At 64.9% G+C, this 13,961-nt stretch carries 14 protein-coding genes; 3 read left to right on the top strand and 11 right to left on the bottom strand.

Annotated features, from left to right (window positions below; translation table 11 throughout):
- Nucleotides 1-10: 10 nt before the first annotated feature.
- Nucleotides 11-532: a hypothetical protein gene (locus OKA04_RS09860; protein ID WP_264500987.1), complete on the bottom strand. Its 522-nt coding sequence runs from the start codon at nucleotides 530-532 to the stop codon at nucleotides 11-13.
- 446 nt (nucleotides 533-978) lie between these two features.
- Between OKA04_RS09860 and OKA04_RS09855 the strand changes: the two genes are divergently transcribed.
- Nucleotides 979-1,380: a hypothetical protein gene (locus OKA04_RS09855; RefSeq protein WP_264500986.1), complete on the top strand. Its 402-nt coding sequence runs from the start codon at nucleotides 979-981 to the stop codon at nucleotides 1,378-1,380.
- A 22-nt stretch (nucleotides 1,381-1,402) separates the two neighbouring features.
- Here OKA04_RS09855 and OKA04_RS09850 read toward each other — a convergent pair whose 3' ends face one another.
- Both OKA04_RS09850 and OKA04_RS09845 read right to left on the bottom strand, forming a co-directional pair.
- Entirely contained in the window at nucleotides 1,403-3,235 is a 1,833-nt protein-coding gene (locus OKA04_RS09850) for a 4-alpha-glucanotransferase (protein WP_264500985.1), read from the bottom strand.
- Nucleotides 3,236-3,322: 87 nt separating this feature from the next.
- On the bottom strand, nucleotides 3,323-3,580 hold the full coding sequence (locus tag OKA04_RS09845) for a hypothetical protein (protein ID WP_264500984.1): 258 nt from the start codon (nucleotides 3,578-3,580) through the stop codon (nucleotides 3,323-3,325).
- Nucleotides 3,581-3,858: 278 nt separating this feature from the next.
- On the opposite strand from OKA04_RS09845, the gene OKA04_RS09840 reads away from it, so the two are divergent.
- A complete protein-coding gene (locus OKA04_RS09840; protein WP_264500983.1) occupies nucleotides 3,859-5,679 on the top strand; it encodes an alpha-amylase family glycosyl hydrolase in 1,821 nt (606 codons plus the stop codon).
- A gap of 37 nt (nucleotides 5,680-5,716) precedes the next feature.
- Nucleotides 5,717-6,520: an SDR family oxidoreductase gene (locus tag OKA04_RS09835; RefSeq protein ID WP_264500982.1), complete on the top strand. Its 804-nt coding sequence runs from the start codon at nucleotides 5,717-5,719 to the stop codon at nucleotides 6,518-6,520.
- A 17-nt stretch (nucleotides 6,521-6,537) separates the two neighbouring features.
- Here OKA04_RS09835 and OKA04_RS09830 read toward each other — a convergent pair whose 3' ends face one another.
- From OKA04_RS09830 to OKA04_RS09795, 8 genes are all read right to left on the bottom strand, one after another.
- Complete coding sequence (locus OKA04_RS09830) at nucleotides 6,538-7,278, bottom strand: hypothetical protein (RefSeq protein ID WP_264500981.1); 741 nt, start codon at nucleotides 7,276-7,278, stop codon at nucleotides 6,538-6,540.
- Entirely contained in the window at nucleotides 7,275-8,303 is a 1,029-nt protein-coding gene (locus tag OKA04_RS09825; protein ID WP_264500980.1) for a sulfate/molybdate ABC transporter ATP-binding protein, read from the bottom strand. The genes OKA04_RS09830 and OKA04_RS09825 overlap by 4 nt, the downstream gene beginning before the upstream one ends.
- 164 nt (nucleotides 8,304-8,467) lie before the next feature.
- Nucleotides 8,468-9,307, bottom strand: coding sequence for a sulfate ABC transporter permease subunit CysW (gene cysW / locus OKA04_RS09820; RefSeq protein WP_264500979.1), 840 nt, complete (start codon nucleotides 9,305-9,307; stop codon nucleotides 8,468-8,470).
- A gap of 4 nt (nucleotides 9,308-9,311) precedes the next feature.
- On the bottom strand, nucleotides 9,312-10,130 hold the full coding sequence (cysT, locus tag OKA04_RS09815; RefSeq protein WP_264500978.1) for a sulfate ABC transporter permease subunit CysT: 819 nt from the start codon (nucleotides 10,128-10,130) through the stop codon (nucleotides 9,312-9,314).
- A 106-nt stretch (nucleotides 10,131-10,236) separates the two neighbouring features.
- Nucleotides 10,237-11,256, bottom strand: coding sequence for a sulfate ABC transporter substrate-binding protein (locus tag OKA04_RS09810; protein WP_264500977.1), 1,020 nt, complete (start codon nucleotides 11,254-11,256; stop codon nucleotides 10,237-10,239).
- 33 nt (nucleotides 11,257-11,289) lie between these two features.
- Nucleotides 11,290-12,303, bottom strand: a complete 1,014-nt coding sequence (locus OKA04_RS09805) for a sulfate ABC transporter substrate-binding protein (protein ID WP_264500976.1) — start codon at nucleotides 12,301-12,303, stop codon at nucleotides 11,290-11,292.
- A 46-nt stretch (nucleotides 12,304-12,349) separates the two neighbouring features.
- Nucleotides 12,350-13,567: a porin gene (locus OKA04_RS09800; protein WP_264500975.1), complete on the bottom strand. Its 1,218-nt coding sequence runs from the start codon at nucleotides 13,565-13,567 to the stop codon at nucleotides 12,350-12,352.
- Between the two features lie 254 nt (nucleotides 13,568-13,821).
- A complete protein-coding gene (locus tag OKA04_RS09795; RefSeq protein WP_264500974.1) occupies nucleotides 13,822-13,956 on the bottom strand; it encodes a YezD family protein in 135 nt (44 codons plus the stop codon).
- Nucleotides 13,957-13,961: the final 5 nt, after the last annotated feature.

Genomic DNA, 13,961 nt, shown 5'->3' with positions numbered 1-13,961 from the left:
ACAACAGCACTCAGTCACTACCCGCCGAAGGATTCAAGACGTTGGCCTCCTCCATGCGATGGATGGATCTGCTCGCCTTCTCATCACCGGCCACAGGTGAAAAACCATCTCCCGACTTCTTCAAATAGACCATGAGGTGATCGCGCCTCCTGACCTTTACCAGATAGAGATGCAGCCGCTCGTCGCACCCGAGATTCAGGGAGGTTTGGAAGGCATCCTCACGGGACATGCCGTCGGCGACCAGCTCTTCCTCGGTCGGCTCCCGATAGACGGTGAAAGCCAGCTCGCCTTTCTTTTCTCCCTTCAAGTGAGACAGGACCTTCAAGGCGACCTTCACCTCACGAAATGCCACCTTGTAATCGAACATCCTCCTTTTCTCCCCGGTGTCGGTGAGGCTGGTCACTTCGACGATTCCGGCGAATTGCGATGAAGCAAGTTGCTTGGAGTGGTCCACAGGCTCCTCATGAATCCAGCCGGAAACATGGCACACGAGTGCCAAGGAAACAACGACCGTCCAGAGGGATCTCATCACGAGCAAACGCAAGCAGCACTGCTCGCGCGGGAGAAGTCAAAATCGCGAGTGACGCCTCGGATGAAACGCATCTACCAAAGGGGGCCACGTGCATTCGCAGCAGAAGGACTGCGTCCTTCTGGCGTCTCGCACCCCGCCCGAAAAACGCAACCCGCGATCCACCGGACAACCCCGCCCGAGAACATCGTGGTCCGCATCGCTCCGCGTGCGGCGAAGTCATCTGGCGGCGGGCTTCGTCCTGCACTCTCAAGCAAGTCCACCACTGCGGCGAACTTCACTTGAGACATCTCCCGCGCCGACTAGTGCCCCCTCTCCTACCGGTGAACCGCACGCGGAGCGATGCGGACCACTTTGATCACGGATGCTTCATGCCGTTTTCATCATGGGAGGCTTGAGCGCTCATCGTCCGCGCCGGCATGATGATGGGCAAAGCAATCCAAGCCACCATGCGACATCACGGCAAACCTTTCCCTCGTCCCGGCTTCGTCATTCTCGCCTCCGTCGCGATGCTTCTCGGCGGGTGCCGGGATTATCAGGATACCTCCAGGGACAAGGTTGCGCTGCAGAAGCTCTGCGATCCCGTGCGCGATGTCCCCGCAGCCATCGAGGCACACAGGAAGGCCCACGGCAGCTATCCGCTCTCCCTCGCCGATCTCGACCTGAGCCTCCCACTGAGCAGCGCCGCCATCGAGAAGATGAATGCCGCCGACGACTTCACCTACTCCTCCGCCGGCGATTCCTACTCGATCTACAAGAAGTTGAATTGGGATGGCGGGGTCTCCTACCAGAGCATGAGCCCCGGCTGGCGCTACAGCATGAGTGAGGACAAGGAATTCGAAGTATATTGATCGAGAAGACGGGCCCACCCGCTCAAAGCGGCGGGCCTACCGGCACCTTTTCCAGCGCCTTCTTCTTCGCGAGCCACGGCACCTTCGCATCCCGTGAAGGCTTCACACTGCCGTCTTTATCGCCTTCGTTGCCATGGGCGTCATCCGATGAATCGCCGCCTACGCCATTCCGGCCCGAGTCGTGGACCCAGCCGGAGACGCGTGCGATGCGGGGGCCATAGACGGGGTGGCGGGCCAGCTCGGCGAGCGGCATTTCCAGCCGGTCGCTCCACGTCCCGTGGCCGTAGCTGCCCGGCAGATTGAAGCGCAGCGGCACGCCGAGCAGGTCGCTCACCATCAGCACCGCGAGCCGCCCGCTCGTCTCCATCAGGCTGCGCTGCAGGTCGCCGAGCAATTCATCATCCAGCGTCTCCGGCCAATCGCCCGTCCATCCGGCGAAGTCCAGCAGCGCGGCCACGTCCGCGGCCGTGCGGCTGTCCGGCTCCGTCCTCGCTTGGAGATAGAGCGAGGCGAGAGGTGCATTGTCGTGGTTCGCGTAGGTCACCAGACTCATCTCGCGGAATTTCGAAGGCGGGATGACCGCGCCGTCCGGAGTCCTCAGCAGTTGCGGGAAGGAGAGGTTCGCGAGCTGCAGGTCCTCCAGCGTGCGCTGCATGTAGTCCGGCATCTCGCCCATGATCTCCGCCACCAGATCCATCTCGCCCGCGGCTTCGATGATCTGTCCGATGAGCTCGCGGCCCTGGAGTTCATTCATCCCCGCGGCGGCCGGCACCTCGTCCGGCCCGGGCACGAAGCGCGGCAGCAGCCCGCCCGTCTTTTCCGCCACCTGCTCCTCCGTCAGCACGGAGTACTCCACGTGCCGTGCACCGCCCGGCCATGGGAACATGTAGGCGCGGAAGTAGCCGCGCAGGTGATCCAGCCGGCACGCATGGAAAAACTCGCTCTCCCACGCGATGCGTCCGCGCAGCCAGGCGAAGCCGCTCGACCGGTGGTTCTCCCACCGGTAGGCGGGCAGGCCCCAGTTTTGCCCCCAGTGCCGCGCGTCCTGCGTGGTGTCGAAGTGCGAGAGCGGCCGCGTGCCGAGGCTCCACTGCGTGTCGAAGAGGGAGGGATTTGCCCACACGTCGGCACTGTTCACTCCAACGCCAAATGACATCTCGCCCATCACCTTCACGCCGCGCTGCTCCGCGTGCGCGCGCACGCCGCGCCACTGGCGCCAGCCGATCCATTGGATGAAGGCGAAGCCCGCGCGCAGCATCTCCAGGCTCTCGCGCGCCGGGTGCTGCAGCAGCCAGCCCTCCGCGCCCTCCTTGCTCCGGTGCTCGGGCCGCCAGTCCGCCCACTCCGTATTCCCCTCGTATTCGCGCACCAGCAGGCGGAAGAGCGTGTAGGCATCCAGCCAGCTTGCCTGTGCCGCGCTGAAGTCATCGAAGTCCGCGCGCGACTCCGGCGAGGCGATCTCGCTGAACTGCAGGTACGCATCGAGCAGGATCTGCGTCTTCAAGGCATGCACCGCCTGCTGGCGGACATTCTTCCCGCCGCGGAGCTGCACCAGCCACGACTCCGGCGCGGCCTGCTCCAGCATCGCATGCGTCAGGCCCGGCACTTCATTCGGCGAGAGCGTCAGCAGTGCGGGTGAGAGCGCGCGCGAGCTGATGGGATTGTACGGGCTGTGATCGCCGAAGGTCTCGTGGATCGGCAGCAGTTGCAGCACGGAGAAGCCATGGTCCGCCGCGAAGTCGATCGCTTCCACCACAGCCGCCGTATCCCCGATGCCGAGGTCGTGGCTGCGTCTCAGTGCATAGGCCGGGACCAGCAGGCCCGCTCTCGGTTGGTCGAGTACCGTTTGATTCATGCTCTTCGCTCCTTGTTGTTAGATCTCAGATTTCGAAATTTCAGATTTCAGCCGGTGCGTCATTTCATCCCGTGCGTCTCCCGTCGCTCACGCCTGCCGCACCCAGACCATCACCTCCGTGCCGGCATCGTCGCTCACGCGGTCGCGGTGGAAATTCCAGCTCACCAGCGGCACCGTGACCGGCATCTGGTGGACAGGCTGCACCATCACCTGGCCGGGCAGCACGTAGGCGTGGGTCTCCTCCTCGGGCGTCCAGTCCGGCACATCACCGGCCTCGACCCAGTCGCCCGGCTCGCAGTCCGCGGGCCGGGTACAATGTCTCGGTGATTCACGCATCGCATTCATCCGCGGGGAAACGTGTGAGGGGGATTCCGACAAGGCAGCTCGCGGACGGGTCCGCAAATCACCGGCGGTGAAACCAGCGGTTGCCGTGCCGCGGCCTTCCGGGCGGCCCCGCCCTTGCCAGCCCTAGGGCTTCCTTGCCTCGCGGCGCTTCCTTCCATGCAGAACTCGGCAGGGATGGTTGCATTTCGCCCTGAAAAATCCGGCTCCGATGCGCCATTCCCGCGTCCCATGGCCATTCCCGTCCCGGCACGCACTCTGCAATGCCGGGCTCACATCATATGCCAGACACCAACGTTGATCTCGGAGTGCTCGCAGGCTCCGACGTGGAATTCCGAGCTGAAACCATCTACTTCCTGGTGCTCGACCGATTCGCCGAGGGCAATCCCGGCAAGGCCCGCGAAGACGACGAAATGTACGACGCCTCCCACCAGGACTGGAACAAGTACTGGGGCGGCGACCTCCAGGGACTGATCGACAAGATCGACTACCTGCAATCCTTTGGCATCACCTCCGTCTGGACCACGCCGCTCTTCGAGCAGGTCGAGTCCATGGCCATCGGGGACACCCCGCGCGCACCGATCCACGGCTACTGGACGCGCGACTTCAAGCGCATCAACCCGCGCTGGATGAACGATCCCTCCGAGAAGCGCCTCTTCCACCGCGACGATACCGTCTTCGACAAGCTGCTGGAGACGCTGCACGGGCGGGACATGAAATTCGTCCTCGATATCGTCTGCAACCACAGCTCGCCCGCCACGGGCCGCGGCAAGGGCAAGCTCTACGACGACGGCCGGCTCATCGCGGACTTCGACAACGACACCGAGCACTGGTACCACCACTACGGCGAGGTGACGGACTGGAGCGACGAGTGGCAGGTGCAGAACTGCGAGCTCGCGGGGCTGGCCACCTTCAACGAGAACAACGTCCTCTACCGGAACCACATCAAGGAAGCCATCAAGCTGTGGATCGGCAAGGGCGTGGACGCCATCCGCATCGATACGGTGAAGCACATGCCGCTGTGGTTCTGGCAGGAATTCACCTCGGACATCAGCGTGGCGAATCCGAATGTCTTCCGCTTCGGCGAGTGGATCTACAATCACCCGGAGAATCCGACGTCGGTGGAATTCGCGAACAAGGCGGGCATGTCGCTGCTGGACTTCGGCCTGTGCCAGGCGATGCGCGACTGCTTCAACGGCGCGGAGGACGGCTTCAATCTCGTGCAGCGGATCTTCGACCTGGACGGGAACTATGCCGGTGCGACCGAGCTGGTGACCTTCTTCGAGAACCATGACATGCCGCGCCTGCAATCGCTCGGCGTGTCCGACCGCATGATGGAGCTGGCGCTGGTGCTGCTGATCACCTCGCGCGGCATCCCCTGCCTCTACTACGGCTGCGAGCAGTACCTGCACGACGATACCGACGGCGGCGACGATCCCTACAACCGCCCGATGATGCCGGGCTGGGAGCCGACCGAGGCGACCCGTATCATCGGCATCCTCGCCGAGGAGCGCCGCCACAACCAGGCCGTGCAGCTCGGCAACAACTGGCCGAAGTGGGTGGACGCGGACAGCTATGTCTTCACCCGCTGCTACCGCGACTCGCGCTGCCTCGTGATGCTGAACAAGGGTCCCGAACGCCAGCTCGAGCTGGAGAACCTGGAGCTGCCCGATGGCGAATACACCTGCCTGCTCACCGGCACCACCATCCACATTCATGAAGGCCGCGTGACCGTGGACCTGCCGGAGCAGTCCGCGTGGGTCTTCGCCACGCGCGGTAAGCCGGTGGAGGCACAGGCCGTGATCCGCCTGCAGGTAAATGGCGCGCCCACCAACCCGGGCGACCGCCTCGCGGTGATCGGCGACTGCGAGGAACTCGGCAACTGGGACCTCCAGAAGGCATATCACCTCGACTGCATCAATTCCAACACGTGGTTCGGCGAGATCCCCTTCGACACCTCCGCGGGCAGCGCCATCGGCTACAAGTACGTGATCTTCACGCCGGGCGAGAATGAAGCGCCGCAGCGCGAGAACCGCGTGGTCCGCCGCCGCCTCGTGACCCCGGAAGGCTCCGCCAAGTGGCGCGACCGCTGGGAAGCATGACAACACCCCATCTGAAAACCCCGCGCATCGATATCCCATGAGCAAGGAAGTGAGCTACAACTTCGACGGAAAGGTCGCCCTCGTCACCGGCGGCGGCTCCGGCATCGGCAAGGCCACGGCCACGCTGCTCGCCCGGTCCGGTGCGCGGGTCGCCATCATCGGGCGCGATCCCGGTGAATTGAGAAGCGCCGCCGCGGAGATCTCGCCCGGCGACCCGGGCGCGGTCCTTTGCGTGAGCGCGGACGTGAGCGAGTCCGGGGAAATGGAGCAGGCGATTGCGGAGATCGGGGAAAAGCTCGGCGGCATCGACATCGTCGTCGCGAATGCCGGCATCAATGGCGTATGGGCACCGCTGGAGGAGCTGGAGGTGGACGAGTGGAATACCACCATCGGCATCAATCTCCGCGGGACCTTCCTCACGGTGAAGCTCGCGCTGCCCTACCTGAAGCGCCTCGGCGGATCGGTGATCGTCGTTTCCTCCATCAATGGCACCCGCGTCTTCAGCAACTCGGGTGCGACCGCCTACTCATGCTCGAAGGCGGCGCAGGTCGCCTTTTGCAAAATGACGGCTCTCGAACTCGCGAAGGACAAGATCCGCGTGAATGCCGTCTGCCCCGGTGCCATCGAGACGAATATCGAGGACAGCACCGAGCGGCGGTCCATCGAGGGACTGCACCTGCCGGTGGAGTATCCGGCGGGCGACGTGCCCCTCACCGGGGGCACGCCGGGCCACCCGGACCAGGTGGCCCAGGTGATCGCCTTCCTCGCCTCGGATGCCTCCGCGCACGTCACCGGCACGGAGATCTTCATCGAGGGGGCGCAGTCGCTGCTACTAGGGTAATAGTAGCAGCGGAAGACTCAGGCCTGCTTTCTCCACAGCTCCTCCAGCGCGCCGAAGTGCTGGAGGACATCGAGGATGACCTCCGCACCCTGCTTCGCGCATGCGGCGCGACCCTGGAGAGCGGGGAGCAGGGCGTGCAGCACGATGGAGCTGCCCTCATTCCCGCCGCGGGCGTCCAGGTCACCGGGCTCCAGCGGGGCGAGGCGCCCACCCTGTCCGCCCTGGTGCTGCAGGTCGAGCAGCGGCGGCGGGAAGCCGGCCTGCTGGAGCAGGTCGGCGGCGAGATTCAGCGATGCTTCCTCCGGCGGCAGGCGGAAGCTGAGGCCGCCGGTCAGCGGGTCATCGTGCAGCACCAGCAGGCCGTCGTAGCGCTCCGAGGCGAGTTCGCGGGTGAAGATCGCGCGCACTTCCTCCTCCGCGGCCGGGGCACCTGCGGCCCATGCGAGCGGGTCCGCCAGCGGGTAAGCCACCAGCTCGGTGTGGCCCGCCGGGGCCTGCAGCAGGCGCAGCGTGGCGTGAAAGACGGCATCCGTGCTGCCGCGGTCGTACGGGCTGAGGCCGGCGACCACCAGCAGGCGGCGGCGCACCTCGCCCTGCGGGCGCAGCACCGTCTTCACCACCGGCCAGTCCGTGCCGCCGGAGTGGATGGTGGACGGGATGCTGACGAGCAGCTCGGGCACATCGAGCGCCATCTCGAAGTAGGGCGCGAGGATGCGGCGGACCTCTGAAGTCGATGGCGGCGGGAAGAGCGGCTTCATGGCGAGTGAATGGTGTGGTCGGTTTTGTGAGGTGCCTTGGAGGAGGCGGCGGGTTTTGGATCGGGAAAGCGCAGGCCGACGATGTCCCCCTCTGCCAGGGCCATCTCCTCGACCTGCTCGCGGGTCGCCCAGACCTCGATCTCCCGGCGGCTGCCGCTCTCCGGCACCACGCTGAGACGGGCGAAGGGCCCGGCGACGAAAAGGTGATTCACGCGCCCGGCGAGCTGCACGCCCTCCTCCGCGGCGAATTTCAGCTCGATCTCGTGCGGGCGGACGTAGCGCCCGTCATCGAGCTTGTTCACCTCGCCGAGGAATTCATAGACGAAGGAAGTACGAGGCTCATCGTAGATGCCCTGCGGCACGCCGGTCTGCTCGATACGGGCGTTCCGCATGACCACGACCTGGTCGGCCAGCTCCAGGGCCTCCTCCTGGTCGTGGGTGACGAAGAGCGTGGTGAGGCCGATCTCGTCGTGGAACTGCCGCAGCCAGCGGCGCAGGTCCTTCCGCACCTGGGCATCCAGCGCGCCGAAGGGCTCGTCGAGCAGCAGCACCTTTGGCCGGATGGCGAGGGCGCGGGCGAGGGCGACGCGCTGGCGCTGGCCGCCGGAGAGCTCGTGCGGGCGGCGCTTGTCCAGCCCGTCCAGCTTCACGAGGTGGAGCAGTTCCTTCACGCGGGCGGTGATCTCGCTCTTCGCCGGGCGCTTCGAGCCGGGGAGCACGGAGAGGCCGAAGGCGATATTGTCCGCCACCGTCATGTGCTTGAAGAGCGCGTAGTGCTGGAAGACGAAGCCGACGCCGCGCTTCCCCGCTGGCACGTCGGTCACGTCCTCGCCGTGGAAGAGCACGCGCCCGCTGCCCGGGTCCGCATACTCGAGCCCCGCCACGATCCGCAGCAGCGTCGTCTTGCCGGAGCCCGAGGGGCCCAGCAGCGCGGTCAGCGAGCCATCGGGAATTTCAAGCGAGACATCATCGAGCGCCGTGTAGGTGCCGAAGGTCTTGTGGATGGACTGGATGGAGACGGACATGGGAAAAGACGCAAGACTGGAAGACTCAAGACGGAAGACTGGAGGACGTGGTGGTGAGGCGGACGGAAGTGGAAGCCAGGGAGCGAGAGACGCGCTCATCCCCGCTCATCCATCCGGCTGTTTCATCCGTGTTCATCAGTGTCCATCTGTGGTTGGGAGATTCTCTAGTGCCGCCCCTTCGCGGAGTGGCCGGTGAAGTGCTCGACGGCGGTTTTCAGGCCGAGAGTGACGAGGGCGAGCAGGGCGAGGAGAGCGGCGCAGGCGAAGGCGGCGCTGAATTGATACTCGTTGTAGAGCACTTCCACGTGCAGCGGCAGCGTGTTCGTCTTGCCGCGGATGTGGCCGGAGACGACCGAAACGGCGCCGAATTCACCCATCGCGCGGGCATTGCACAGCAGCACGCCGTAGAGCAGGCCCCACTTGATATTCGGGATGGTGACGCGGCGGAAGAGCTGCCAGCCCGTGGCGCCCAGCGTGACCGCGGCCTCCTCCTGGTCGCTGCCCTGGCTCTCCATCAGCGGGATGAGCTCCCGCGCGACGAAGGGGAAGGTGACGAAGACGGTGGCGAGCACGATGCCCGGCAGCGCGAAGATGATCTGGATGTCATGCTCCTGAAGGAAGGGCCCGAACCAGCCGCGCGCGCCGAAGAGCAGCACGAAGACGAGACCGGCGATGACCGGCGAGACCGCGAAGGGCAGGTCGATCAGCGAGAGCAGGAAGGAGCGGCCCTTGAAGCGGAACTTCGTGATGAGCCACGCCGCAGCCACGCCGAAGATCGTATTCAGCGGCACGGCGATCGCCGCGGCGACGAGCGTGAGCTTCACCGCGGACAGCGCTGCATCCTCGGTTAGGGACTTCACCAGCACGTCCGCGCCACGGCGGAAGGCCTCGATGAATACCGCCGCCAGCGGCAGCAGCAGGAAGAGCGAGAGGACGACGAATGCGAGACCGATGAGCAGCCAGCGGACAGGCGCGGACTCGGTGGTGACGGAGCGATGGGCCATCGGTTCAGCGGGCTTGCCAGTTCAGGCGGCGTTGGAGGAGATTGATGAGGAAGAGCAGCGCGAAGGACACGATGAGCATGCCGGACGCGATGACCGCCGCGGCCTCGTACTTGAATTGCTCGAGCTGCTTCACGATGAGCAGCGGCAGGATCTCCGTCTTCATCGGCAGATTCCCCGAGATGAAGATGACCGAGCCGTACTCGCCGATGGCGCGGGCGAAGGCGAGCGTGAAGCCCGTGATGAGCGCGGGCACCAGCATGGGGAAAATGACGCGGCGGAAGGTGGTCCAGCGGCTCGCGCCCAGGCTGGCCGCGGCCTCCTCCAGCTCATGCCCCAGATCCTCCATCACCGGCTGCACCGTGCGGACGACGAAGGGGAAGCCGATGAAGGTGAGCGCGATGAAGACCCCCAGCGACGAGTAGGCGCTGCGGATGCCCCACTCGAAGAGGATCTTCCCCAGCCAGCCATTCGGCGCGTAGATCTGCGTGAGGGTGATGCCCGCCACAGCGGTGGGCAGGGCGAAGGGCAGGTCCACGATGGCATCGAGGATCTTCCTGCCGGGGAACTCATAGCGCACCAGCACCCAGGCCACCAGCAGGCCCAGCACCATGCTCACCAGCGCCGCCGCGGCACTGGCTCCAAAGGTGAGCTTCGCCGCGGCGATGACCCGCGGCGAGCTGAGGATGGCCCACCACTCGGACGGGCCGAGGCCGGCCGCCTTGAGGAACAAGGCGGCCAGCGGGATGAGGATGATGCCGCTCAGCCAAAAGATGGTGATGCCCATCGATAGGCCGAACCCGGGGATGACGCGCTGTTTTGGCATCGGGGAGTAATCGGGATTCAGTTCAGGTATCCAGCAAAGGCGATCCGGTCGTCAGGCTGCTCCGAGGGAACTGAAAACTGAACACCGAAAAAAGGCATGCTCGTCATCACTTCACACCATACGCTTGGTCGAAGGTGCCACCGTCATCGAAGTGGGTCTTCTGTGCCTTTTCCCAGCCGCCGAAGTCCTTGTCCACCGTCACCAGCGGGATGTCCTGCAGCTTGCTGCTGAATTTCGCGAGGATCTCCGGCTTGCGCGGGCGGTAGAAGTGCTTGCCGGCGAATTCCTGCGCCTCATCGGTGTAGAGGAATTGCAGGTAGGCCTGTGCGGCCTCGGTCGCGCCGTGCTTCGCGGCATTCTTTTCCACCACGGCCACGGGTGGCTCGGCGAGGATGCTGATGGAGGGATACACGATCTCGGTCTCACCCGGGAATTGCTTCTCGATGAGATAGGCCTCGTTCTCCCAGGAGAGGAAGACATCGCCGATCTTGCTCTGGGCGAAGGTGGTGGTCGCGGCGCGCGCACCGGTGTCGAGCACGGGCACGTTCTTGAAGAGCGCCTTGATGTACTCCAGCGTCTTCGCCTGGTCGCCGCCGTATTCCTTCTCCGCCCATGCCCATGCGGCCAGGTAGTTCCAGCGGGCACCGCCCGAGGTCTTCGGGTCCGGGGTGATGACTTGGGTGCCTTCCTTGATGAGGTCGGCCCAGTCCTTCACGCCCTTCGGATTCCCCTTCCGCACGACGAAGACGATGGTGGAGGTGTACGGCGAGCTGTTGTCAGGCAGCTTCGACTGCCAGTCGTCCGGCAGCAGCTTCGCCTGCTTCGCGATCACGTCGATGTCGCCGGCCAGAGCGAGCGTCACCACGTCCGCCTGCTGGCCGTCGATGACGGAGCGCGCCTGCTTGCCGGAGCCGCCGTGGGACTGGATGACCTTGATCTTGCCCTTTCCGTCGGCCTCCCACTTCTTCACGAAGGCGGCATTCACCTCCTCGTAGAATTCACGGGTGGGGTCGTAGGAGACGTTCTGGAGTTCGAGTTCGCCACCGGCGGACGCACCCTTCGGGCTGCAGCCCGGCAGCAGGGTCAGCGTGGCCAGGGCGAGCGGGATGAAGTATCGTGCTTTCATGGTTTCGGTATCTATCGGTGAGGGTTTCCTGGATTACTTGGTAGTGTAGATCTGGTCGAAGATCCCGCCATCGGCGAAGTGAGTTTGCTGCGCCTTCGGCCAGCCGCCGAAGTGGTCGATGGTGACGAGTTCGATCTCGGGAAAAGTGGACGCGTATTTCGCCGCGGCCTGCGGGTCGCGCGGACGGTAGAAGTGCTTCCCGGCGAGGTCCTGCCCCTCCGGCGTGTAGAGGAAGTCAAGATAGGCCCTCGCCGCCTCCGTGCTGCCCTTTTTTGCGGCGGTCTTTTCCACCACGGCCACGGGCGGCTCGGCCAGGATGCTCAGCGAGGGATAGACGATCTGCGTCTGGCCGGGGAATTGCTTTTCGATGAGGTGCGCCTCGTTTTCCCACGACAGCAGCACGTCGCCGATCTTGTTCTGGGCAAAGGTGGTGGTGGATGCGCGCGCGCCGGTATCGAGCACCGGGACATTCTGGTAGAGCTTGCGGATGAATTCGCGGGCGGCGTCCTGGCTGCCGCCATTCTGCTTCTCCGCCCATGCCCAGCCGGCGAGGTAGCACCAGCGCGGCGCGCCGCCGGTCTTCGGGTCCGGGGTGATGACCTGCACGCCATCCTTCACGAGATCGCCCCAGTCCTTCACGCCCTTCGGATTCCCCGTGCGGACGACGAAGACGATGGTGGAGGTGTAGGGCGAGCTGTTGCTGGGGAACTTCGACTGCCAGTCCTCAGGCAGCAGGCCGGTGCGCTGCGCGATCTCGTCGATGTCCAGCGAGAGCGCGAGCGTGACGACATCCGCCGGCTGGCCGTCGATGACCGCGCGCGCCTGCTTCCCGGAGCCGCCGTGCGACTGGGTGATGGTGATCTCTCCCTTGCCCTCCGCCGCCCACTTCTTCGCGAAGGCCGCATTGACCTCCTCGTAGAATTCGCGGGTCGGATCGTAGGAGACGTTCTGCAGCTCGGTGACCTTGCCGGAACCCTGCTTCTCCCCGCAGCCCGGCAGTGCGATGAGCGCTGCGAGCAGGACGGGGATCAATGCGTGTGCTTTCATGATGGTGAAAAAGGGTTCCGGCCGGTGCGATGTCCGCGCTGCCGCCTCAGAAGGAGAAGCGGATGCCTGTTAGAAAAGTCGTGCCCTCGTAGTCGCCACCGTTTCCGGCGCCATCGAGGTCCGCATACTCGGCACCTGCCATCAGCTTCAGCTTGTCGCCGTGGATGAAGTACTGCGCGCCCAGGTAGAGCGCGTGGTATTCATCGCCGCGGCCGCCGCCGGTGAGGCCGGGCGCCTCGGACTCGTAGCGCGTCTGGCGCACCACGCTGTCCAGCCCGTCGCCGGTGGCGAAGGAGTAGCGGCCCACGAGCTGGAGGCGCTTCGGGATCAGATCGTAGGTCGGCTGGATGAAGAAGCCGAAGACATCCTCGTCCCGGCCACCGCCGCCGGAGCCATGGAAGCCCTCCACCACCAGGCCCCACTGCCCCTCCTGCCCCCAGAAGGTGGCGGAGACGATGTCATCGTAGCGGGTGAAGAGGTAGTCGTCCTTGTCATGGCCGCTGTGCAGCCAGTCCAGGTGGAAGTCCGCGCGGTCCCAGCCGAAGTCCGCCTTCGCATCGTAGCCCACGCCCGCATTGAAGCTGTAGGCCCCGCCGAAGGTGCCGAACTCGCGGTCAGTATCATTCGAGTAAACGCCGGTGACCCACGAGAACTTGCCCACCTTGCCATCCACCGCCAGGCCCGTCGCGCGGTCCACGCGGAGCTGGTTGAAGATCTGCGAGCGCTCGAAGGTCGGCTGCGCGTTGGTCGATTGGACGAAGTCGTAGTAGCCGATGGACGGCTTCATGCGGCCCACCGTGATGGCCAGCGAGTCCGTCGGGCGGTACTTCACGTAGGCATCCACGAGCCGGTCGTAGGTGTCCTCGAAGCTGTCGTTGCTCTGGAAGTCCAGGCGCACCTCCACCTTCTTGTCGAGGAGCTTGGCATCGAAGCCGAAGCGCGAGCGGCGGTCCTCCCAGGCGTCCGCATCCCCCTGGTCGGAGTCCACCCAGTAATACTGGCCCTGGTAGCGGCCGCGCAGCTTGAACTCCTGCAGCAGCGGGTTGTCGTCGTTCTTGTAGAGGGTGAAGGCCTTCCACCATGCATCGAGCTGCGCTGTCTCCTCGGCGGAGGGCGTGCTGAAGGGGTCGAATGCAAGGCTGGTCGAGGGCACGGCAAAGGCTGCACCCGCCGCGGCAAGCAGCGGGGCCTTGGTAAGTCGGTACACGGGGGCAGCGACGGAGGATCTCCGCACGCCCGTGGGTCGGGTGGTGTAGGTTTTCATTGTCTTGGGAAATGGCTCCGGTGTGGAGAGGCTCGGTGCCCCTGGTAAGGGGTTGCGGGACTCGGGGAGCTGCCGCGCAGGCAAAAAGAGACCACCGTGGAAAACGCGGGAACGGGACGGAGATGCGAATCGGGACGCTCTCACCGTTTTTGGGGTCCGTTCGCCGAGCTCCTCCGGTGGTCCGGTCAGGTCTCTGAATCTGGAAATCGAAGCGGGGCTGTGCAGCTCCGCGATGTCAGAAAAGATATGTTACTTCAGGAGAGGGAGCCGGGGTCGTCGGACTTCGCGGGAAAGCGGGTCTTCTCGAGGCTCTCGACCTGGGTCACGCGTCCTTCGTGGACGATGATCTGGACGGAGCCGAAGCGCAGGTCTTCGACCTTCTTTCTCACGACTT

Origin of the sequence: Luteolibacter flavescens (assembly GCF_025950085.1) — a bacterium.
Taxonomy (GTDB): Bacteria; Verrucomicrobiota; Verrucomicrobiia; order Verrucomicrobiales; family Akkermansiaceae; genus Haloferula; species Haloferula flavescens.
This window is presented reverse-complemented; position numbering and strand designations above follow the sequence as displayed.

What these genes read in the sequence shown, in the direction of transcription:
- OKA04_RS09855 (WP_264500986.1), top strand. Translation starts at nt 979, where the DNA reads ATGCGACATCACGGCAAACCTTTCCCTCGTCCCGGCTTCGTCATTCTC.
- OKA04_RS09850 (WP_264500985.1), bottom strand. Translation starts at nt 3,235, where the DNA reads ATGAATCAAACGGTACTCGACCAACCGAGAGCGGGCCTGCTGGTCCCG.
- OKA04_RS09845 (WP_264500984.1), bottom strand. Translation starts at nt 3,580, where the DNA reads ATGAATGCGATGCGTGAATCACCGAGACATTGTACCCGGCCCGCGGAC.
- OKA04_RS09840 (WP_264500983.1), top strand. Translation starts at nt 3,859, where the DNA reads ATGCCAGACACCAACGTTGATCTCGGAGTGCTCGCAGGCTCCGACGTG.
- OKA04_RS09835 (WP_264500982.1), top strand. Translation starts at nt 5,717, where the DNA reads ATGAGCAAGGAAGTGAGCTACAACTTCGACGGAAAGGTCGCCCTCGTC.
- OKA04_RS09830 (WP_264500981.1), bottom strand. Translation starts at nt 7,278, where the DNA reads ATGAAGCCGCTCTTCCCGCCGCCATCGACTTCAGAGGTCCGCCGCATC.
- OKA04_RS09825 (WP_264500980.1), bottom strand. Translation starts at nt 8,303, where the DNA reads ATGTCCGTCTCCATCCAGTCCATCCACAAGACCTTCGGCACCTACACG.
- cysW (WP_264500979.1), bottom strand. Translation starts at nt 9,307, where the DNA reads ATGGCCCATCGCTCCGTCACCACCGAGTCCGCGCCTGTCCGCTGGCTG.
- cysT (WP_264500978.1), bottom strand. Translation starts at nt 10,130, where the DNA reads ATGCCAAAACAGCGCGTCATCCCCGGGTTCGGCCTATCGATGGGCATC.
- OKA04_RS09810 (WP_264500977.1), bottom strand. Translation starts at nt 11,256, where the DNA reads ATGAAAGCACGATACTTCATCCCGCTCGCCCTGGCCACGCTGACCCTG.
- OKA04_RS09805 (WP_264500976.1), bottom strand. Translation starts at nt 12,303, where the DNA reads ATGAAAGCACACGCATTGATCCCCGTCCTGCTCGCAGCGCTCATCGCA.
- OKA04_RS09800 (WP_264500975.1), bottom strand. Translation starts at nt 13,567, where the DNA reads ATGAAAACCTACACCACCCGACCCACGGGCGTGCGGAGATCCTCCGTC.